The sequence below is a fragment of the Kitasatospora sp. NPDC088391 genome (assembly GCF_044753345.1).
GTDB lineage: Bacteria > Actinomycetota > Actinomycetes > Streptomycetales > Streptomycetaceae > Kitasatospora.
On record NZ_JBIVNB010000002.1, the window covers coordinates 198,636 to 219,814 of the forward strand.

Here is a 21,179-nt window from a genome sequence, read left to right on the forward strand (position 1 = left end):
GGACGGCCCGTCAGGCAGTCAGGCCGTCAGGTGGGCGAACACCACGGTGTTGGAGTCGTAGCCGGTGCGCCGGTCGTAGTGGCCGCCGCAGGTGATCACCCGGAGTTCGGCCCGCCCGGTGGGGGCGTACACCTCGGCGGGGAAGGCGGACTTGGGGTAGGAGCGGACGGCGTCGACGGTGAAGGTCGCGGTGCGGCGGTCCTGCCGGGTGACGCTGATGGTCAGGCCGGGACGCAGCAGGCCCAGCCGGTAGAGGACGCCGGGGCCGTGCCGGTCGTCGACGTGGCCGACCACCACGGCGGTGCCGTCCGCGCCGGGGGCGGGCGCGTCCCGGTACCAGCCGACCAGGTCGGGGCGGCCCACCGGCGGGGTGCCGAGGGCGCCGTGCCCGTCCAGGCCGAGCGGCACGAACGAGGCGTCGACCGCGATCGACGGGATGCGCAGCCGGCGCGGTTCGGACGGGGCGAGCGCCCGGGCGGCGGGGGCGGCGGACGGGGCGGCCGCGGTGGTCGGGCCCGCGGTCGCGGCCGGCGGCAGCGGCGGCGGGGCCGGGGGCCGGGCGGTCGTCAGGCCGTCCCGGACCAGCCAGGCCCCGCACAGCAGCGCGACGGCCGCGGCGCCGACCCGGAGCGGGCCGGCGCCGCGGGAGCGCCTGCGGCGTGCGGGGAACGTCAACGCCGCGAACGGTTGCGGGTGCGGCGCACCACCAGCCAGGCCGCCCCGGCGATCAGCGCCGCGCCGACGGCGACCTCGGCCGGGTTCGCCCCGTGCGAGGCACCGCCCGCGCCCGCCGCGACCCCGCCCTGCGGCGTCCGCCCGGGAGCGGAGGGGGAGGAGGAAGCGGAGGGAGGGGTGGAGGTGGACGGGGAGGCGGACGGCGACGGGTTGCCGCCGCTCACGGGGGACGGCGAGCCGCTGGGCGCGGGGCAGTCGACCATGAAGGTCTTCTGCTTGGCGTCGCCGTTCTCGCCGGTGAAGTTCCAGAACAGCTTGTAGTGGCCGTTCGGCAGGGACTGGTCGACGGTGCGGGCGTGGCCGGTGGGCAGGGGGAGCGTGCCGCTCAGCACCTGGGCGTTGCCGGTCGGCGGCTGCTGGTCGATGTGCCAGGACACGGACTGCCCGGCGTCGAAGTTGAAGCCGTCCAGGTAGAACGTGCAGACCTTCGGGTCGTCGTTCTGGCTGTCCACGCCCGTGGCGCTGTCGTGGACCTTCACGTCGCCGTTGTCACCGGGCGCGGCGTGCGCCGCACCGGTCAGGAAGGCCAGCGGCAGGACGACACCGGCCAGCACGCCGGCCGGGCGGAGACGGTGGGGGGTCATGGGCGCTCCGGGGAGGGGGGAAGAGCCGGCACCGCGCCGACCACCCCACCGAGAGTCCTCGCGTCCTCCTGACGGCCCATCACAACACTCCGGTCAGATAAAACGTTTCCCCCGAACGGCTCACCGTCCGCGGCGCGGCCGCAGGCGTTCGCCGCGGGCCAGCCGGCGCAGTTTCGCGAAGCGGGTGAAGCGGTCGCGGGCGGCGACGGAGGCGCGGTCGAGTTCCTCCATCAGCCGGCGGCCGCGGTGCTCCAGGTCGAGTTCGTCGAGGATGCGGTCGATCTCGGCGAGCAGCGCGCCGTGCAGCTGCCAGTCCTCGGGGTGCTCCCGGACCCGGTGCAGCAGCAGTCGGGCGACGTTCTCGCGGCAGGACCAGGCGGCGGCGAGTTCGGCGGCGAGCCGCTGCTCGGCCTCCTCGGCGTTGCGGCTGACCTGGGTGGTGACCAGCACCGCGAAGCTGACCAGCGCGCTGCCGACGTGGCCGAGCAGTTCCTCCAGGGCGACCGCGACGTCCCCGGCGAAGAGCTGCTCGCCGGGGGCGCGGCGCTTGGCGAGGTCGGTGAGCGAGCGGGCGATGACCCGGATCACGACCACGCAGATCTCCAGGGTGTCCAGGCCGGTGCGCAGCACGAGCCGGGACAGCAGGCCCTCGCTGATCCGCGGGTTGAGCCGCAGGCTGTCCTCGGCCTGCCGGAGGGCCGCGTCGACCTGGGCGATGGCCTGGTCGAGCCGCCGGGCCTCGTGCAGCCGCTCGGCGGCCCGTTCGACGGGGACGGGGCGGCCGACCTGCTCGGCGAGGTCGAGCAGCAGCTGCCGGGCCCGGCGGGCCAGGTCCTCGATCGACTCGCCGGCGGTGTCGACCCAGACGGGGGCGGCGAACACCAGGTTGAACAGCAGGCCGACGGCGGCGCCGATCAGGGTCTCCAGGACCCGGTCCCAGGCCTGCGAGGTGACCTGGGAGACGCCGAGGATCAGCATCGCGCTGATCGCGACCTCCTGGACGAACTCGTCGACCCGGACGAACCGTCCGATCACCAGCGAGGCCAGGATGATCAGCCCGAGGCTCCACCAGGACAGGCCGACCACGGTGGAGAAGCCGATCGCGATCAGCACGCCGACGACCACCGAGTTGACCCGCCGGACACTGGTGGTGAGCGTCGAGTACACCGTGACCTGGACGACCAGCAGCGCGGTCAGCGGGGCGGTCAGCGGCACCGGCTCGCTGCTCAGCCAGGTCGCCACCACGTACGCGAGGGTCGCCGCGACCGTGGCCCGCACCGTCTGCACGGTGAACGGGTCCCTGGCTCCGCGGCGCACCGCCGCCGCCACCGCATCCGGAACAAATCGCATGCGGCCCTTCTTTCCATGCCGGGGCCGTTCACACCGCCGCCGACCCGCGGCGTTGACCCGAACGGCGCTACTCCTCGGTGGGGCCGAGGTCCGGGTGGGGGAGCAGCCGGGCGGTGCGGTGGGACGGGGCGGCGTGCAGCTCCAGGACGGTGAGTTCGTTCGACCCGGGGCGCAGGACCGGGCCGGGCACGTACAGCGAGCCCTGCGGGCCGCGGGACCAGTGGCGGCCGAGCGGGAAGCCGTTGACCCAGGCGTTGCCCTTGGTCCAGCCGGGCAGGTGCAGGAAGGTGTCGGCGGGCTCGTCGACCTGGAAGGCGCCGCGGTGGAAGACCGGGCCGGGGACGGGGCCCGCGGTGCCGGTGAAGGACAGTTCGGAGAGGTCGTCCAGGGGCAGCGGCAGGCTGCTCCACCCGGTCAGTTCGGCGCCGTTGAGGAGCACCGGCCCGTGCAGGCCCTTGCGGTCGTGCAGGCCCTCGCCGTAGTTGACCCGGCCCTGGTTCTCCACCAGCAGCCGCAGCACGGCGCCGGCCCGGGGGACGTGGAAGGCGATCGCCCGCTCGTGCCGCTCGCGTTCCAGCACGCCCACGGGCTGGCCGTCGACGAACACCTGGGCGCGGTCGGCGACGGCGCCGGCCTCCAGCAGGGCGGGGCCGGCGGCGGGCAGCACCGCCTTGTAGAGGACGAAGCCGAAGTCCTGGCCGAGCTCCTCCATGGTGAGCGGGCGCAGCGCGGGGACGGGCGTGCCGAGCAGCGGCAGGTCGGCGAGCAGCGGGGCGCTCTCGGCGAGGTGGACGGTGGTCGCGGGCAGCTTGCGGGCGGCAGCGGGGGCCGGTCCGGCGGGCGGCGGCCCGTACTTGGCCAGCACGTCGCGGAAGGCGTGGTACTTCGCGGTGGGGTCGCCGGCCTCGTCGAGCGGGGCGTCGTAGTCGTAGCTGCCGACGGTGGGCCGGTAGGTGTGCTTGTCGTTGGCGCCGTTGGTGAAGCCGAAGTTGCTGCCGCCGTGGAACATGTACAGGTTGACGGAGGCGCCGGTGGCGAGCAGCTCGTCCAGGGCGCGGGCGGCGTCGTCGGCGTCGCGCACCACGTGCCGGCCGCCCCAGCGGTCGAACCAGCCGATCCAGAACTCGGCGCACAGCTTCGGCTGCCCGGGCCGCAGTTCGTCCAGTGCGGCGAGGCCCTGGCGGGCGCGGCTGCCGAAGTTGACGGTGGCCAGGGTGCCGGGCAGGGCGCCGCGGGCGAGGTCGCCGGGCTGGTCGCAGGTGAACAGCGGGACGTCGACGCCGTGGCGGCGCAGCAGGTCGGCGAGGTGCGCCAGGTGGGTGGTGTCGTCGTCGTAGGCGCCGAACTCGTTCTCGACCTGGACGGCGAGGACCGGGCCGCCGCGGGTGGCGAGCCGGTCGGCGACCCGGGGGAGCAGTTCGCCGAACCAGCCCTCGACGGCGCGCAGGTAGCCGGGGTGGTTGCTGCGCAGCCGGACGCCGGGTTCGGCGAGCAGCCAGGACGGCAGGCCGCCGCCCTCCCACTCGGCGCAGATGTACGGGCCGGGCCGGAGCAGGACGTGCAGGCCCTCGGCGGCGGCGAGGTCGAGGAAGGCCGGCAGGTCGAGTCCGCCGTCGAAGCGGAACTCGCCGGGCCGGGGCTGGTGGAGGTTCCACGGGACGTACGTCTCGACGGTGTTGAGGCCCAGCAGGCGGGCCTTGCGCAGGCGGTCGGCCCAGTGGCCGGGGTGGACCCGGAAGTAGTGCAGGCCGCCGGAGAGGATGCGGAACGGGGCGCCGTCGAGGGTGAACTCGCCGCCGTCGGTGTCGAGGACGGGCATGGGGTTGCTGCTCCTGGGGGTGCTGGGGGACGGGGCCGGCGCCCGCCCGGGGCGGGCGCCGGCCGGGGAGTCACGGCGTGGTGACCTTGAAGCCCTGCTGGTTGCCGTAGTCGGCGATCCGCTTCTGCCAGGCGGTCAGGCCGGCGTTCAGGTCGCCGCCCATGGCCTGGCCGACGGTGTCCTTGAAGACCGAGTTGGCGTACACCTGGAAGGGCAGGTACTGCCAGCCGGTGCCGACGGTCGCGGAGGAGTCGGCGAAGACCCGGTTGGCCTGCTGGCCGCCGAGCGCGTCCAGCGGCTTGTCCAGGAAGGCCCGGTCGGTGAGCAGCTCGGTGGTGGCGGGGAAGAGGCCGTTGGCGTTGAGCGAGCGGACGGCCTCCGGGTCGGAGTTCAGCCAGATCGCGAACGCCGCGGCGGCGGCCTGGTGCTTGCTGGAGGTGGGGACGGCGACGGCCGAACCGCCGTTCTCCGCCGAGACCTTGTCGGCGGCCGACCACTGCGGCATCGGCGCGGCCCGCCAGTCCTTGGCGGTGTCGGGGATGGTGGAGGCGATGTTGCCGGGGGCCCAGGCACCGGTCATCCACATCGCGTACCGGCCGGAGCCCATGCCCTGCCACCACTCGTTGGTCCAGCCGGGCGTCGGGTCGACGAGCTTGCGCTGCAGCAGCGAGGACCACAGGTCGGCGACCTTCTTGCTGCCCGGGTCCTGGAGGCCGACGGCGACGCCGGTGGCGTCCTTCTGCTGGAAGGGCCGGCCGCCGGCCTGCCAGACCAGGCTGTCCAGGCCGCCCGCGTCCCCGGGGTCGATCGAGGTGATGAAGCGGTTCGGGTCGGACGCCTTGATCTTCACCGCGACGTCCTCGAACTCGGCCCAGGTGGTGGGGGGCTTCAGGCCGAGCTGGTCGAAGAGCTTCTGGTTGTAGAACATCGCCATCGGGCCGGTGTCCTGCGGGACGGCCCAGACGCCGCCGTTCAGCGCGACCTGCGACCAGGCGGACGGGGTGAACTTCGGCTCCAGGCCGGCGGCCCCGTACTGCTTGAGGTCCACCAGCCGCTTGGAGAGCGCGAACTCGGGCAGCGCGAAGTACTCGACCTGGGCGATGTCCGGGCCGCCGCTGCTGGCCTTGATCGCGGTCTGCATCTTGGTGTACTCGGTCGCGGACTGGCCGGCGTTGACCACGTCGACCTTGATCTTCGGGTACTTCTGCTCGAACAGCGCGACGGTCCTGTCGATGTTCGGCGCCCAGGTCCAGAAGGTCAGCGTGGTGGGGGTGTCCAGCGCCGCGGCGGGGTCGGTGACCGCGGGGGCGGCGGGCCCGGAGGAGCCGCAGGCGGTCAGGCCGAGCAGCAGGGCCGCGGCCGGGACGAGGGCCGCGAGTCTGCGGCGGCGGGAGGGTGCGGGAGACATGGCGGTTCCTTGCGGGGGAGGGGAGGGGCGGAGAAGGGGGTGCCGTCATTCCTTGACGGAGCCGGCGGACAGGCCGGACTGCCAGTAGCGCTGCAGGAAGAGGAAGGCGACCACCAGCGGGACGATCGCCAGCAGGCTGCCGGTGACGACCAGCGGGTAGAAGTCGGTGGTGGTGGCGCCGCTGCCGGCCGCGCCGGTGGCCATCGCGTTCCACTGGTTCAGGCCGACGGTCAGCGGGAACCACTTCGGGTCGCTGAGCACGATCAGCGGCAGGAAGTAGTTGTTCCAGGTCGCGACCAGGGCGAACAGCAGGACGGTGACGAAGCCGGGGGCGAGCAGCCGCAGCGACACGGTGAAGAAGGTGCGCAGTTCGCCGGCGCCGTCGATCCGGGCGGCCTCCAGCATCGAGTCCGGCACCGCCTCGGCGGCGTACACCCGCATCAGGTAGACGCCGAACGGGCTGACCAGCGAGGGCAGCAGCACCGCCCACGGGGTGTCGACGATCCCGGCCTTGCTGAACAGCAGGTAGGTGGGGACGGCCAGCGCGGTGCCGGGGACGGCGATCGCGCCGAGCACGGTCGCGGCCAGCGCGGTGCGGCCGCGGAAGCGGTACTTGGCCAGGCCGTACCCGGCGGCGGTGGCGATGAACGCGGCGCCGCCGGCGCCGACCACCGCGTACAGCAGGGTGTTGCCGAACCAGCGCAGGTAGATGCCGTCGTCGTAGCTCAGCACGTGGCCGATGTTGCCGAACAGGTGGAAGCCGTCGCCGAACCAGAGGCCGAAGCTGTTCATCAGCGAGGAGGTGTCCTTGGTGGCGGCCATGAACAGCCACACCAGCGGGAGCAGCGCGTAGCCGAGCATCAGGGCCATCGCCAGGGTGAGCGCGTTGCCGGCCCGGCCGCGGCGGGGCCGCCGCTTCGTGGTGGTGGTGCTGCTGCTGCTCATGCGCCCTGTCCCTTCCGCATCGACCGGAGCTGGACGGCGTAGGCGATCACGGCGGTGACGCCGCCGAGGACCACGGCGACGGCTGCCGAGTAGTTGAACTGCTGGCCGTTGAAGGCCAGGTTGTAGGCGTACATGTTGGGCGTGTAGCTGGTGGAGATCACGTTCGGCGCCAGCGACTGCAGCACGTTGGGCTCGTTGAACAGCTGGAAGGTGCCGATGATCGAGAACACCGTGGCCAGCACCAGGGCCGGGCGGACCGCGGGCAGCTTGATGCTCCACGCCTTGCGGAACTCGCCGGCCCCGTCCAGCGCCGCGGCCTCGTACAGCTCGGTCGGCACGGTGCGCAGCGCGGCGTACAGGATCAGCATGTTGTAGCCGGTGTACTGCCAGGTCACCACGTTGCCGATGGACGCCAGCATCCAGTCGGGGCCGAGCAGGTCGGGCAGCTTCGTGCCGAAGAGGTCGCCGAGCTGGCCGGCCAGGCCGAACCGGTCGCCGTACAGGTAGCCCCACATCAGCGAGGCGACCACGGCGGGCACCGCGTACGGGACGAAGACGCCGATCCGGAACAGGCCGGGGCGGCGCAGCCGGCCGCTGTCGACGGCGAGCGCCGCCAGCAGGGCCAGGCCCAGCATCACCGGGACCTGCACCAGCAGGAACAGCAGCACCCGCCACAGGCCGGCCCGGAACAGCTCGTCGCCCAGCGCCCGCCGGTAGTTGTCCAGCCCGACGAAGACCGTGCCGCCGATCAGCCGGTCCTGGAACAGGCTCAGGTAGGCGGCGTAGCCGAGCGGCGCGGCGACCCCGATCACGAACACCACCAGGAACGGTGCGAAGAACGCGAAGCCCCAGCCGCCGTGCCGGGCGCCGCGCGGGCGGCGGGGCCGGCGGACGGCGGGGGCGGAGCGGGACCGGACGGTACTGGAGGCGGTGCTCTGCGACGTGCTCACGGGAAGTGCCCTTCGGCGGATGTTTACGCCAACATGGTGTTGGCGACGAGTGTTGACCCGGTGTTGCCGGGGCGTCAAGCCGTTGTTGCGCCGCGATGCAGCTTCGTGATCGGGCGGGGGCCCGCCCGGCCCGAAGAAGCAGCAGCTCAGGGCGGTCGGGGCGGGGGTGGGGGTGCCGCCGGGCGATTCGGGGCGCAGGTCACGACCCGGTATCGGCGGGGCGACCGGCTTGACTCCGGTACGGCTTTGCTCCTCTCATTGTTGCATCACGTTTAATCGTGTTCGGTTGTCTGTTGACTTCAGTGCGCAGTTTCGCGCCGGTCCGGACTCCTGCGCCAAGGAGCGTCCCCATGCCTCGCACCGCCCCCTCCCCTTCCCGCACCGCCTCGGCCGCGGCCCTGCTGCTCGCCCTGGGCCTGGCCGCCACCGCCTGCTCGACCGGACAGCAGTCCGCCTCCGGCGACGGCGGCGTCGCCAAGGTCGACGGGAAGATCTCGATCACCTACCTGCAGAAGCAGGGCGACCAGGAGTACTTCGTCGGCGAGGCGGCCGGCGCCAAGGCCGAGGCCGCCGAGCTCGGCGTCGACCTGAAGGTCGTCAACCTGGGCAACGACGCCAACAAGACCGTCAGCGAGGCGCAGTCCGCGCTCGCCCAGAAGTCCAACGGCCTGATCGTCGTCGTCCCCGACCCCGCCGTCGGCCCGCAGGTCGTCCAGGCCGCCCGGGACGCCAAGGTCGCACTGCTCACCTCCGACGACCAGATCTGCGCCAACGGCCCCGACCCGTCCGCCTGCGCCAAGGACCAGCTGGTACCGCGGATCGGCTTCTCCGGCCAGCAGATGGGCGCCGAGGTCGGCAAGCGCGCCGCCGAGGAGTACGGGAAGGCGGGCTGGAGCGCCGCCGACACCCGGGTGCTGGCCGCCTGGAAGCAGGACGTCACGGTCTGCGGCGACCGGGTCAAGGCCGCGCAGGCCGCCTTCGACACCGCCGTCCCCGGCGTGAAGACCGTCGACGTCGCCACCGACAACACCCCCACCGGCGCCCAGGACAAGGTCGCCGCCACCGTCACCGCCAACCCCGGCGTCAAGCACTGGGTGGTGTGGGGCTGCAACGACGAGAACGTCCAGGGCGGCGTCACCGCGCTGGCCAACGCCGGCTTCAAGGCCGACGACGTGATCGGCGTCGGCCTCGGCGCCTACCTGGCCTGCAAGGACTGGAAGAGCGGACAGCCCAGCGGCATGAAGGCCGCGCTGTTCATCAACGGCAAGGACGTCGGCGCGCTCGCCGTCCGGACCATGTACGACAGGCTCAAGAACGGCAAGGACTTCCCCGCCGAGGCGTTCGCGCCGACCCGGATGGTGGACGCCTCGAACTGGCAGGCAGCCGGCGTCACCTGCGGCTGACCCGCCCGCCGGCCCCGACCGCCCCCACCGGGGCCGGCACCCTCCCCGCCCTCTCGCGCGCCCTCGCGCCCCGCGCCGTCCCCGTCCCGCGCCACCCGCCCGTACGCCCCGAGGTGACCCGCCATGACCACCCCACCCGACCACTCCCCGCCCCCGCCCGGCACGGCCGGTGTCGTCGCCGTCAGCAAGCGCTTCGGCGCGGTGCGGGCCCTCGGCGGCGTCACCCTGGACTTCCCCGCCGGGCGGGTCACCGCGCTGATGGGCGAGAACGGGGCGGGCAAGTCCACCCTGCTGAAGATCCTCACCGGCGACCACCGGCCCACCGAGGGCCACCTGCACCTGGACGGCCGCCGCCTCGACCTGCGCTCCCCGGCCGACGCCCGGGCCGCCGGCATCCGGATCATCCCGCAGGAACCCGAGATCGTCCCGCACGTCACCGTCGCCGAGAACGTCTACGCGGGCTCGCTGCCGCGCCGCTCGCTGCGCCGCCTGGACCGGGCCGAACTGCGCCGCCGCACCCTGGCCGACCTGGAGCGCCTCGGCTTCGCGGGCGTCCTCGACCCCGACCTGCTCGGCTCGCAACTCACCCCGGCACAGCGCCAGTTGGTGGAGATCCTGCGGGCGCTGACCGGCCCGGCGAAGCTCGTCGCGTTCGACGAGCCGACCTCCTCGCTCTCCGAGCAGGAGGTGGAGGCGTTGTTCGCGCTGATCGGCCGGCTGCGCGCCGACGGCGTCGCCGTCGTCTACGTCTCGCACCGGATGCAGGAGATCTTCCGGCTCGCCGACCGGATCGCGGTGCTCCGCGACGGCGAACTCGCGGGCGTCCAGGACGCCGCCACCACGGACGAGGGCGAACTCGTCCGCCTGATGGTCGGCCGCGACCTGACCGCGATGTTCACCCGCGAACGCCTCGCCCCCGGCCGGGTCGTCCTCGACGTGCAGAACCTGACCACCGACCACGTGCACGGCATCGACCTGCGGGTACGGGCCGGCGAGGTGGTCGGCCTGGCCGGACTGATCGGCGCCGGACGCTCCGAACTCGCCCTCGCGCTGGCCGGCGACCTGCCGATCCGCTCCGGCACCGCCACCCTCGACGGCACGCCGCTGACCGGCGGCGGCCCGCGGGCCGCGATCCGCGCCGGACTCGGCCTGGCCCCCGAGGAGCGCAAGGCCCAGGCGCTGTTCCTGCACCGCTCGATCCGCGACAACACCTCCGTCGCCGTACTGGAGCGCCTGCGCCGCTTCCGCTTCGTCCGGCGCGGCGCCGAGAAGCAGCTGGCGCAGGAGTACACCGACCGGCTGCGGGTGCGCACCCCCTCGATCGAGCACGAGGTGCGCAAGCTCTCCGGCGGCAACCAGCAGAAGGTGGTGCTCGCCCGCTGGCTGGCCCGCAGGCCGAAGGTGCTGATCCTGGACGAGCCGACCCGCGGCATCGACGTCGGCGCCAAGGCCGAGATCTACCGGATCGTCGCCGACCTCGCCGAACAGGGCGTCGCCCTGCTGGTCATCTCCTCCGAACTGCCCGAACTGCTCGGCCTGTCCGACCGGATCGTGGTCATGCAGGGCGGCCGGACCACCGGCGAGCTCGACCGCGCCGACGCCACCGAGGAGGCCGTGCTGCACCTCGCCATGGCCGACGACCTCACGCCCCGCCCCTCTTCCCCCGGAGCCACCTCATGACCGCCCTGACCAGCCCCCCGGCCCGGCCCGAGGCCGCCCGCGGCCCCGCCCGCCCCGCCGTCCTCGCCCGGCTCGGCGCCCAGCACCTCAGCCTGATCGGCGCCCTGGTCGTCGTGCTGGCCGTGTTCGGGACGCTCAACGGCAACTACCTCAGCCTCACCAACCTCCAGGTGATCGCCGAGGCCGCCACCATCACCGGCCTGCTGGCCGTCGTGCAGACCGTCGTCATCGTCTGCGGCGGCCTCGACATCTCGGTCGGCTCGCAGGCCGGCGTCGCCTCCGTGGTCTCCGCGATGGCCTTCACCGCGGCCGGCTCCGACGCCTACGCCGGGATCGCCGCCGCCGTCGGCACCGGCCTGCTGATCGGCCTGCTCAACGGCGCGGTCATCGTGCACGGCCGGGTCAACCCCACCATCGCCACCCTGGCCGGACTGGCCGCCTACAAGGGCCTGGCCCAGCTGGTCTCCGACGGCCGCGCCCAGGGCTACGTGCTCAACGACCCGGTGTTCGTCTTCCTCGGCCGCGGCAGGATCGCCGGACTGCCCGTCATGGTGTGGCTGCTGGTCCTGGTCGCGCTCGCCGTGCACGTGCTGCTGTCCCGCACCGACCTCGGCCGCAACGTCTACGCGATCGGCGGCAACGACACCGCCGCCCGCCTCGCCGGCATCAACATCAACAAGTACCTGATCGCCGTCTACGGCCTGATCGGCGTGGTCGCCGCCCTCGCCGGCGTGCTGCTCACCGCCCGCACCGGCTCCGGCCAGCCCACCTCCGGCAGCGAGGGCCTGGAGCTCAAGGCGATCACCGCCGCCGCGCTCGGCGGCTGCGCGCTCAAGGGCGGCAAGGGCGGCGTCGGCGGCACCCTGCTGGCCGTCGCCCTGCTCGGCGCCCTGGAGAACGGCCTCACCGTCCAGGGCATCAACTCCTTCTGGCAGAACGTCGCCCAGGGCGCGCTGCTGGTCGTCGCGGTCGTCGTCCAGCAGCGCCGCAGCGGCGAACGCGCGGTCGGCCTGCCCGCCTGACCCCGCCGTCACGCTTCCGTCCCCCGCCACCGGGCCCAGGTGGGTCGCCCCACGGGCGTGGCGGCCCGGCCCGGTGCCGGGGGACGGAACGGCGGGCCGGTCGTCGAGGGTCGGCCGCCCCGCCCGGCACCACCGCCCCGGCTGCTCCCGGCAGCCGGGGCGGTGGTCGTCGCCGTCCCCGCCCCCGGTAGCATGTTTACGCAGACATGGAGGAGGAGCGGATGGCACAGGACACGGGCACCGACGGCACCGCCCGCGGCAGGTCGCGGCCCCCGTCCCAGGCCGACGTCGCGGCCCTCGCCGGGGTCTCCTCGCAGACCGTCTCCCGGGTCGCCAACAACCGCAGCAACGTCGAACCGGAGACCCGCGACCGGGTGCTGTCGGCGATGCGGGTCCTCGGCTACCAGCGCAACAGCGCCGCCCGGGCGCTCACCCTCGGCCGCTTCCACGTCCTCGGCGTGGTCACCTTCGACGTCACCGCCCAGGGCAACGCCCGCACCCTGGCCGCGATCTCCCGGGCCGCCCAGCGGGCCGGCTACTCGCTGAACGTGGTCTGCGTGGAGGACCGCACCGAACTCGCCGTCCAGCAGGCCGTCCGCCAGCTCACCGAACAGGCCGTCGACGGCCTGGTGGTGATCGAGGCGCAGATCCTCGACCGGCCCGGCTTCTCCGTCAACTCCGGCGTCCCCGTGGTCGTCGCCGACGGCGACCCGGAGCACCGCTTCCCCTCCGTCGACACCGACCAGGCCGCCGGTGCCACCGCCGCCACCCGCCACCTGCTCGACCTCGGGCACCGCACCGTCTGGCACCTCGGCGGCCCGCAGGACTCCTACGCCGCCCGCCGCCGCGCCACCGCCTGGCACGCCGCCCTGAAGGCCGCCGGCGCCCCCGTCCCCCCGCTCCGGTACGGCGACTGGACGGCCGAGGACGGCTACCGGATCGGCCGCGAACTGGCCGCCCGCCCCGACGTCACCGCGGTCTTCGCCGCCAACGACCACCTGGCCCTCGGCCTGGTCCGGGCCCTGCACGAGGCCGGCCGCCGGGTCCCCGAGGACGTCAGCGTGGTCGGCTTCGACGACCTGCCCGAGGCCGCCTACTACCTGCCCCCGTTGACCACCGTCCGGCAGGACTTCGCGGAGGTCGGCCGCCAGTGCGTGGCCCGGCTGCTCGACCGGATCGACGCCCCCGGCGGCACCGACGACCCGCCGGTCGTGGTCACCCCCGCGCTCGTGGTCCGCGCCAGCACCGCGCCCCCGCCCGCCGGCTGACGCACCCTCGGGAAGCACGGCGGCGGGCACCACCCCCGAAGGTGGTGCCCGCCGCCGTGCCGTCGGGGCCGCCGGGCCGGTCAGCCGACCAGCAGCTGCTGACCCGGCGCGGCCGTGCAGGGCCGCTGCACCAGCGCCGCCCCGTCGGCCGTCGAGCCGCCCGCCACGTCCAGGCACTCGCCGCTGTGCCGGGCCAGCAGCGTCACGTACCCGGAGCCGGTGTCGCGCACCGACCACTGCTGGTTCGCCCCGCCGTTGCACGGGTACTGCACCACCGGCGCGCCGTCCGCCGTCGACAGGCCCGCCACGTCCAGGCACTGCCCGGTGGAGCGCACCACCACGTTCACCTGCCCCGGGCCGCCGCCCGGCCGCAGCGTCCACTGCTGGTCGGTGGCGTTCCCGCAGGTGTGCTGCACCACGGCGGCGCCCGCCGCGGTCGACCCGCCGGCCACCTCCGCGCAGCGCCCGCTCAGCCGGACCTTCAGCGACCGGTACGCGTCGGCCGCCGCGGAGCGCACTGCCCAGGACTGGTTGTCGCCGGTGGTGGGCTGCCACACCCCGACGGGCGCCCCGTCCGCGGTGGACTGGCCGGTGACGTCCAGCAGCAGGCCGCTGGCCCGGTTCACCAGCGTGTCGTGGCCGTCCCCGGTGGTGGACAGCAGCCACTGCTGCTGGGTCGAGCCGCCCGCCGCGGCGAAGCCCAGCACGCCGCCGGTGACGCTCAGCGCCTTGCCGCTGCGGACGTTGGTGATCCGGTACGCCGCGGTGGAGTCGTACGTGCCGGTGAGTCGGGTGAAGTTCCACTGCTGGGTGGTGTCGGTGGGGCTGACGGCCCGTTGGACGACGGCGGTGCCGGACGCGGTCAGCGCCAGGCCGCTGCGGTCGTTCACCAGCCGGCGCACCTGGCCGGTGGGGACGGTCGCGGCGGCCGCGGCGGTGCCGGTCGCGCCGGGCAGCACGAAGGTGGTGACCGAGCCCGGGCCGACCGTGACGGTCAGGGTCTTGGCGGCGGTGGCCGCCAGGTCGGGGTCGCGCACCAGGTTCTTGCCCGCGTCGGTGGTCCAGCGCTGCACCGGCACCGCGGGGTCCACGCTCTGGAAGCCCGCCAGGTCCAGCGTCAGGGTCTGCGCCGCGCCGGTGGAGTTGGTGTACACCGCGACCGCGCCGGTCCCGTTCGGCCGCAGCGCGGCCAGCGTGTCGGTCGAGTCGGTGGCGATCACCCGGGCGCCGGGCCGCACGAAACGGCTGTAGTTGGCCATCGCCCAGTACTTCTTGTTCAGCCGCAGCGGCTCGTTCGCCGGGTCGGTGGAGTTCAGGTCGACCTGGATCAGACCCCAGTTGGAGTTCTCGTGCGCGGGCGTCATGTTGGCGTAGTCCTCGACCGCCTGCCACATCACCCAGGCGGAGGGCTCCAACTCCCGGACGTCGTCGGTGATCCGGTGCGCGAAGTCCAGGGCCGGCGACATGTCGGTGAAGCTCTGCGGGACGGACCCGCCGAGGTCGACCTCGGACATCCAGGCGGGCAGCCCGGCGCCCTTGGCCAGGTCGCGGACCCCGGCGCGCCCGCCGGTGGAGTAGGTGTGCGTGTTGAGCTTCCCGGCGGCGGCCCGGGCGGTCGCCGGCCAGGCCGACCAGTCGGCCCGGAACAGGTCCGGGTTCGTCTCGTCCATCGCCGCGACCGGGGTGCCCAGCCCGGCCGCGTCCAGCGCGCCGCGCACACTGCCGGCCAGGTGGGCCTGCGAGGCGGCGTCCCAGTGCGAGCCCTCCTGCGGGCCGCCCGCGTGCCAGTACGAGGTGCCGGGCTCGTTCATCGGCGACAGCGAGCCGAAGGTGACGCCGGTGGCGGCCTGCACCCGCTGCAGCGACCCGGCCAGGTAGGCGGCGAACCGGTCGTACTGGTCGGCGCGCAGGTTGTCCTGCGAGCCGTCGACGGCGCCGGACACCAGCCCGCTGTCGGTCATGAAGTACGGGGCGGAGTTGGAGAACGCCTCGAAGGTGTCCGCGCCGCGGGCCTTCGCCGCGGTCAGCCACCAGCGCTGGGCGGCGTCGGCCTGCGGGTTCCAGTCGGCCGGGTCGTTCGGGTCCCACCAGTCCGGCTGCTCGGTCCAGCCGGCGGTGCTGCCGCCGGGCGGGCCGTACGCGGCGGGCCGGTTCCAGTACCCGGGCACGGCCGCGCCCGGGCGCAGGTAAGGCGCGGTCTCCGGGCTGTCGCCGCCGCCGATGTTGTAGCGGGCCACGGTGAAGCCCAGGCCGTCCGGCCCGTACAGGGCGTCGGCGAGCGCGTTGCGCTCGCTGTCCGGCCAGTTGCCGGTGGCGTTGGCGAACCAGGCCAGCGCGGTGCCCCAGCCCTGGAACGGCTGCTGCTGGTAGCTGGGGTCGAGGCGGACGGTGACGTGCGCGGGGGTGTCCGCCGCGGCGGGCGCGGCGGTCGGCAGCGCGGCGGCGAGCGCGGCCAGCGAGGCCAGGGCGGCCAGCGCGGTGCTGCGGCGGCGGCGGGGCGGTGCGGGACGGGGCACGGGTGTTCTCCTCCGGGGTGGCGGACACGGGAACGGCGGACACGGGAACGCACGGGAACGGCGGACACGGGAACGCACGGGAACAGCGGACACGGGAACGGCACGCCCCTCGCCGGGCGAGGACGGAGGGGCGTGCCGGGTCGGGGGCGGTGCGGGGTCAGAGCCAGGCCGGTCCGCGCCGCCACAGCTGGTTGGTGCCGCCGTTGCAGGTCCACTGCTCCAGCGCGGTGCCGTCGGCGGTGGACTGGTTGGTGACGTCCAGGCACTTGCCGCTGCGCCGGTCGACCAGGCGGACGTTGCCGCTGCCGTCGGTCTTCACCGTCCACTGCTGGGAGGTGGCGGTGGAGCAGGTGTTCTGCACCACGGCGGCCCCGTCGGCGGTGGAACTCCCGGCGATGTCCAGGCACTTGCCGCTGTGCCGGGCCATCAGCTGGACGTAGCCGCCGCTCAGCGGCTTGAACCAGAAGTTCTGGTTGGCGCCCCAGCCGCAGGACCACTGGAGGGCCTGCGCGCCCGCGGCGAAGGAGTAGCCGCCGACGTCCGCGCACTTGCCGCTCTGCTGCCCCTTGAGGTTCTCCCAGGTGGCGGCCATCGGGGCGACGGTGCCGGCCGCGGCGTCGACGGTGATCTGCGGCGAGTCGCCCATGGTCATGCTGGTGGCGGTGGGGAAGGTCAGCGGCAGCCAGACGTACTGGGAGTCGTTGACGGTGCCGCCCATCGAGTTGCCCCAGCGGTCGCCCATGTACAGGTAGCTGGTGCCGGAGGTGCCCTGGACGGGCAGCACGTACGCGGTCTGGCTGCCGTAGGTCACGCCGTCGCCGATGTTCTGCAGGCCGCTCCAGCTGCCGGTGACGCTGGTCGCGGTGCCGTACATCTGCTGGTTCGGGGCCCAGCCGGTGGCGCCGGAGGTGAGCAGGAAGTACACGCCGTTGCGCTTGAACAGCGCGGGCGCCTCCCGGGAGGAGCCGTTCCACAGGCTCTGCACCTGGGCGTCGATGCCGGTGTAGTCGGAGGTCAGCCGGTAGACGTGCAGGTCCTGGTTCTCGTTGGCGGCGGAGACCATGTACGCGGTGCCGTCGTCGTCGACGAAGGTGGTGATGTCGCGGGACATCTCGCCCAGCGGCCGGAAGCTGCCGCGCCAGCCGTAGTTCCCGTCCACGGTGGAGGAGACCGCGACGGCGGCCCGGGCCTGGCCGTAGTCGGTGGCGCTCTCCTTGTGCATCCACATCACGAACTGGCCGGTGACCGCGTTGTAGATCACCTTGGGCCGCTCGATGTTGGCCGAGGCCAGCTCCGGGTCGGTGGCCTGGGTCAGCGCGTGGTTGCGGAACTCCCAGGTCTTCAGGTCGGTGGAGCGGTACACCGAGATGTACCGGAAGCTGTTGTCGGCGTTGCGGTCCTCGCCGAACCAGTAGTAGTACGCGCCGACCTTGATCACCCCGCCGCCGTGCGCCTGCACGGCCGCGCCGGTGGTGTCGGTGAACCGGGTGCCGTTGACCACGGGCACGGGGGCGGCCTGGGCCGGGGCGGTGCCGGTGGCCAGCGGCGCGGCGAGCGCCAGCAGGGCGCCGAGGAAAGCGGATCTCAAACGCGGCATGGGAGGTACCTCGTGCATCGGGTGGGGGTGGGGGAGGGCCGCCGGCCGGCTCAGCGCGTCCGTTCGCTGATGTTGGCGCAAACAAGCGGTTGTCCGAGAGTTTCGGAGCGGTGTTCGGTTGTGTCAAGGGTTTCGGCCGGGCCGATTCGGTGCGATCTCCGCTCCGGAGCGTGTTCTCGCAGGTCGGAGCGGTCTCCGGTGGGCGCGGGCGGGTTTTTGCCTCGTATCCCTACCAATCGATTGCGTTGGATTGTGTTGGAGTCGGCCGTCGGGGTACGCAGGTCGGTGGCGTGCGGAGCCGCACTATCCTGTTGCTTCGTGAGCCAACGCCGAGCGGTGGGAGAGAGCCCGTGACGGACCCGGTACTGCTCGGCCCCCAGCGGCGGGCGCTGATCCTCGACCTGGTGCGCCGGACGGGGGCGGTCCGGGTGGCCGGGCTGGTGGAGCAGTTCGGGGTCTCCGACATGACGATCCGCCGGGACCTGGACGAACTGGCCCGGGCCGGCGAGGTGGAGAAGATCTACGGGGGCGCGGTCGCGGCCGGCGGGCGGGCCGAGGAGCCCGGCTTCGAGGCCAAGGCGCGGCGCGAGGCCGCCGCCAAGGCCGCGCTGGCCGCCGCCGCGGCGGCCCAGGTGGAGCCGGGCAGCGTGGTCGCGGTGTCGGCCGGGACGACCGCGCACGCGGTGGTCGAACGGCTGCTGGAGGTCCGCGGGCTGACCGTCGTCACCAACTCGCTGCCGGTCGCCGACCTGCTGCGCGAGCACAACGCCCGGCACCCGGGCGCCGGGCCGACGCTGCTGCTGACGGGCGGCACGCCCACGCCGTCGGCCGCCCTGGTCGGCCCGCTGGCCGACCAGGCGATCCGCTCGCTGTACGTGGACGTGCTGGTGGTCGGGGCGCACGGGGTCTCCGAACGGGCCGGGCTGACCACGCCCAACCTGGCCGAGGCGCAGACCAACCGGGCGATGATCGCGGCAGCCCGCCGGGTGGTCGCGGTCGCCGACCACAGCAAGTGGGGCGTGGTCGGCCTGAGCGCGTTCGCCGCCCTCGACGAACTGGACTGCCTGGTCACCGACTCGGGCCTGGACGGGGCGGCCCGGGCGGTGCTCGCCGAGCAGGTGGGCCGGCTGGTCGTCGCCGACGTGCCCTGACGGGACCGTCCGGGCCGCGGGCTCGGCGGGTCGCGGGTTCAGCGGGCCGCCGCGAACCGGGCGGCGGCGATCTCCGCGTGCGGGTGCGGCAGCTCGTGCACGGTGCAGCCCGCCGCCTCGAAGCGGCGCACGGTGGCGCGGGCCTTCGCGTCGTCCAGGGAGAACACGTACGGGCCGGGCACCACCACGGCCGAGACCCGGCCCTCGGCCACCGCGCCGAGCAGGGCCTCCAGGGCGGTCAGCGGGTCGCGGGAGCCGCGCCCGTTGTCCAGGAAGACGGTCGCCTCGCCGAGGCCGGCCGCCAGGGCGTAGCGGCTCAGCACGTCCCAGAAGTCGAGCAGGAACCCGGCGTCGTACGGGTAGCAGCGCAGGTAGATGGCGGTCGGCCGGCTGGCCGTGGAGCGGGTCCCGGTGTTCATGGCTGCTCGCCTCCGGACGGTGCGGGTGGGGCTGGTGGTTCCAGGGAAGGCCGCCGCACCCGGTCCGGGCCAGGGGCGCGGGTGCCCATTCCGGTGGCGGGGCGCCGGGGGCATGGGTAGTTCCGCCGGGCTCCCTGGGTAGTTTCCGGGGCTCTGGCCGAAGTTTCGTGAAGCCGCCCTGGCGAGCTGCATCGGGGTAGCGTGGCCGGGTGGCAAAGCTCGACTTCATCGAACGAACCTTCGTGAACTTTCGCGACCACCCCTTCCCCGATGGCAGAGGTCACGGCTTCCGCTGGGTCGATCTGAAGTCCTTCCGGTTCGCGCGAGACTGCCAGGACCCGGACTTGCTCACCGCTGTTGTCGCGCATGAGCAGTTCCGTGACGACTACGCCGGAGGTGGTGTCGACCCCGATGGCCTCCGACACGGACCCCACTGGCTCAACGTGATCAGCCCCGACGAGTACCAGCCGGTCAGCCGCGACAGGACCGCGCTGGTGTTGGAGGAGTGGGTGAACCAGTTCGGCGGTCTTCCGAACTCGCTGGAGCGCGCACTCGATGCGACGCTCCGTGCGACGGTGAACTCCGCCAGCCGTCTCTACTGCCTCCGAGACCTGGGCAGCGATGCCTTCCACGACTGGGGCGGCGTGCACGGCGAGTTCCACGAGTTCGTTGCCATCGACGACAATCGGCAGACCCTGACTCTCCTCGTTGCGGCTGATGACTGATCACGTGATCTTCATGGTCGGGCGAGGATCCGGGTCCGGAGGAGTCGGAACGAGGCCCGGCCGTACATGGCTCTTTTGAGTGTTTTGACCCGGTTCACGTTGCCTTCGACCTTGTCGGAACTCCATTCGAGGGTGAGGCCGGCGGTGACGGCGGCGAGGTCCTGGCGGAGGAAGCCGGCGAACGAGCGCATCGGCGCCGGGGCGTCCTGCTCGGCCTGGTCGATCCAGTCCAGCAGGAGGCTGCCGAGGCGGTTGGTCATGAGGTCGTGGAAGCATCGGGCCAGGTCGTAGGCCCGGGCGATGTCCGGGCAGGCGATCCTGACGTTCAGCAGCCTGTCCTGCTCGCGTTCGGTGAGCGCGCCGGTGGGCCGCATGATCCAGGAGGTGATCCGGCGCGGGCTGGGGATGTCCGCGCGGACGGGTTCGGCGGTTCCCTCGCGCAGGGAGGCGACGTAGCGGCGCACGGCCAGGACGCTGCCCCGGTAGCCGCGTTCGGTGATCTCGCGGAACAGCTGCTGGGCGCTGGTGCACCCGGCGGTGAACCTGCTGTTCACGTAGGGCTTGAACGGGTCGAGCAGCCCCTGCTTGCTCGTGCCGAACTCCCTTGCTGAGGCGATGAGTTCATCGAGCGGGGTGGTCTTGAAGCGGCGGACGGTCTTGCGGTCGAGCCCCAGGTAGCGGGCGATCGCACTGATCGTCCACTTCTGCTCCAACAGCCGGTGGACGTCCGCGTGGCGATCGCGGATGCGCTCGACGATCGGAGTGCGGGGCTCCTGGAGGACCGGCAGGTCGATCGCGGGCGGCTCGGGCGGCACCTCCTGGTCGGCGTGTTTGCGCAGGCAGGCGCGGTGTTGGTGGCAGGTCTTCTCGACCGCGGCGGACAGGTTCTGCAGCAGGTGCCAGCGGTCGGCGATCTCGGTCGCCTCCGGTGCGGCTTCCTTGATCGCCCGGCTGTAGGCGCCGGCACGGTCGCGGCAGACGATCTCGGCGCCAGGATGCTCGCTCAGCCAGGCGGCGAAGGTTTCCGAGGTGCGGTCGGGCAGGACATCGACGACGCGGCCGGTCTCGACGTCGACCAGCAGGGTGCCGTAGGTGTGGCCCCTGCGGAAGGCGAACTCGTCGACGCCGAGCACCCGCGGCGCCCGCTCGGGTACTTCGGGTGCTTCGAGCAGGCCGAGGAGCCGGGTGCGGCCGGCCGCGACGCTGAGCTTGCGGCACAGCCGTTCGCCCGCGCGGCCTCCGAGTTCGACGGCGACGGCCCGCAGCCAGTCCTTCAGCCCGGTGCTGGAGCGCAGGTGACGCTCGCTCGGTCCCCGGACCTGCTCGACGAACGTTCGCCGGCCGCACCGGAGGCGGTCACAGAAGTACCGGCGCACTCGTAGCCGTATCAGCAACTTCCGCCCGGACAGCGGGCGTTCGGCCACCGTGCGCCGGTACGTGGAGTGGACCCGCCGCCCTCGTATCCCGCAGTCCGGGCAGCGGACGGCCGGGCCGCACGCGGCGACCTCGACCAGTACCAGGTCCAACCCGGCGGTCACCCGCTCCAGTTCAACATCGACTCCGGGAAACAGCACGTCTTCGATCGAATCGAGAGCCACCTGAAGGTC

General features: G+C 73.4%; 17 protein-coding genes. 6 read left to right on the top strand and 11 right to left on the bottom strand.

Annotated features, from left to right (window positions below; genetic code table 11):
• Nucleotides 1-18 precede the first annotated feature (18 nt).
• The 7 genes from ACIQBJ_RS05470 to ACIQBJ_RS05500 all read right to left on the bottom strand — a co-directional run bounded on the left by ACIQBJ_RS05470 (nt 19) and on the right by ACIQBJ_RS05500 (nt 7,791).
• Nucleotides 19-675, bottom strand: coding sequence for a class F sortase (locus tag ACIQBJ_RS05470; protein ID WP_400703932.1), 657 nt, complete (start codon nt 673-675; stop codon nt 19-21).
• A complete protein-coding gene (locus ACIQBJ_RS05475; RefSeq protein WP_400703935.1) occupies nt 672-1,319 on the bottom strand; it encodes a hypothetical protein in 648 nt (215 codons plus the stop codon). The genes ACIQBJ_RS05470 and ACIQBJ_RS05475 overlap by 4 nt, the downstream gene beginning before the upstream one ends.
• 120 nt (nt 1,320-1,439) lie before the next feature.
• On the bottom strand, nt 1,440-2,669 hold the full coding sequence (locus ACIQBJ_RS05480; RefSeq protein ID WP_400703938.1) for an aromatic acid exporter family protein: 1,230 nt from the start codon (nt 2,667-2,669) through the stop codon (nt 1,440-1,442).
• 67 nt (nt 2,670-2,736) lie between these two features.
• Nucleotides 2,737-4,488, bottom strand: coding sequence for a beta-galactosidase family protein (locus ACIQBJ_RS05485; protein ID WP_400703941.1), 1,752 nt, complete (start codon nt 4,486-4,488; stop codon nt 2,737-2,739).
• Between the two features lie 70 nt (nt 4,489-4,558).
• Complete coding sequence (locus tag ACIQBJ_RS05490) at nt 4,559-5,896, bottom strand: ABC transporter substrate-binding protein (RefSeq protein WP_400703944.1); 1,338 nt, start codon at nt 5,894-5,896, stop codon at nt 4,559-4,561.
• Nucleotides 5,897-5,941: 45 nt separating this feature from the next.
• On the bottom strand, nt 5,942-6,841 hold the full coding sequence (locus tag ACIQBJ_RS05495; protein WP_400703947.1) for a carbohydrate ABC transporter permease: 900 nt from the start codon (nt 6,839-6,841) through the stop codon (nt 5,942-5,944).
• Nucleotides 6,838-7,791, bottom strand: a complete 954-nt coding sequence (locus ACIQBJ_RS05500) for a carbohydrate ABC transporter permease (protein ID WP_400703950.1) — start codon at nt 7,789-7,791, stop codon at nt 6,838-6,840. The genes ACIQBJ_RS05495 and ACIQBJ_RS05500 overlap by 4 nt, the downstream gene beginning before the upstream one ends.
• A gap of 350 nt (nt 7,792-8,141) precedes the next feature.
• Here ACIQBJ_RS05500 and ACIQBJ_RS05505 point away from each other — a divergent pair, with 350 nt between their 5' ends.
• The 4 genes from ACIQBJ_RS05505 to ACIQBJ_RS05520 all read left to right on the top strand — a co-directional run bounded on the left by ACIQBJ_RS05505 (nt 8,142) and on the right by ACIQBJ_RS05520 (nt 13,164).
• Entirely contained in the window at nt 8,142-9,194 is a 1,053-nt protein-coding gene (locus ACIQBJ_RS05505; protein ID WP_400703953.1) for a substrate-binding domain-containing protein, read from the top strand.
• Between the two features lie 123 nt (nt 9,195-9,317).
• Entirely contained in the window at nt 9,318-10,874 is a 1,557-nt protein-coding gene (locus ACIQBJ_RS05510; RefSeq protein ID WP_400703956.1) for a sugar ABC transporter ATP-binding protein, read from the top strand.
• Entirely contained in the window at nt 10,871-11,896 is a 1,026-nt protein-coding gene (locus ACIQBJ_RS05515; protein WP_400703959.1) for an ABC transporter permease, read from the top strand. The genes ACIQBJ_RS05510 and ACIQBJ_RS05515 overlap by 4 nt, the downstream gene beginning before the upstream one ends.
• Before the next feature lie 221 nt (nt 11,897-12,117).
• A complete protein-coding gene (locus tag ACIQBJ_RS05520) occupies nt 12,118-13,164 on the top strand; it encodes a LacI family DNA-binding transcriptional regulator (protein WP_400703962.1) in 1,047 nt (348 codons plus the stop codon).
• Nucleotides 13,165-13,244: 80 nt separating this feature from the next.
• On the opposite strand, the gene ACIQBJ_RS05525 is transcribed toward ACIQBJ_RS05520, so the two are convergent.
• Together ACIQBJ_RS05525 and ACIQBJ_RS05530 are read right to left on the bottom strand one after the other, a co-directional pair.
• The gene (locus tag ACIQBJ_RS05525; RefSeq protein WP_400703965.1) at nt 13,245-15,680 is read right to left on the bottom strand and encodes an RICIN domain-containing protein; all 2,436 of its coding nucleotides are present in this window, start codon (nt 15,678-15,680) and stop codon (nt 13,245-13,247) included.
• Between the two features lie 157 nt (nt 15,681-15,837).
• On the bottom strand, nt 15,838-17,277 hold the full coding sequence (locus tag ACIQBJ_RS05530; protein WP_400703968.1) for an RICIN domain-containing protein: 1,440 nt from the start codon (nt 17,275-17,277) through the stop codon (nt 15,838-15,840).
• A gap of 350 nt (nt 17,278-17,627) precedes the next feature.
• Between ACIQBJ_RS05530 and ACIQBJ_RS05535 the strand changes: the two genes are divergently transcribed.
• Nucleotides 17,628-18,428, top strand: a complete 801-nt coding sequence (locus ACIQBJ_RS05535; RefSeq protein ID WP_400703971.1) for a DeoR/GlpR family DNA-binding transcription regulator — start codon at nt 17,628-17,630, stop codon at nt 18,426-18,428.
• Nucleotides 18,429-18,466: 38 nt separating this feature from the next.
• Here ACIQBJ_RS05535 and ACIQBJ_RS05540 read toward each other — a convergent pair whose 3' ends face one another.
• Nucleotides 18,467-18,847, bottom strand: a complete 381-nt coding sequence (locus tag ACIQBJ_RS05540) for a hypothetical protein (RefSeq protein WP_400703974.1) — start codon at nt 18,845-18,847, stop codon at nt 18,467-18,469.
• 209 nt (nt 18,848-19,056) lie between these two features.
• Here ACIQBJ_RS05540 and ACIQBJ_RS05545 point away from each other — a divergent pair, with 209 nt between their 5' ends.
• A complete protein-coding gene (locus ACIQBJ_RS05545; RefSeq protein WP_400703977.1) occupies nt 19,057-19,572 on the top strand; it encodes a hypothetical protein in 516 nt (171 codons plus the stop codon).
• An 11-nt stretch (nt 19,573-19,583) separates the two neighbouring features.
• Here ACIQBJ_RS05545 and ACIQBJ_RS05550 read toward each other — a convergent pair whose 3' ends face one another.
• On the bottom strand, nt 19,584-21,146 hold the full coding sequence (locus ACIQBJ_RS05550) for an ISL3 family transposase (RefSeq protein ID WP_400703980.1): 1,563 nt from the start codon (nt 21,144-21,146) through the stop codon (nt 19,584-19,586).
• Between the last annotated feature and the right edge of the window lie 33 nt (nt 21,147-21,179).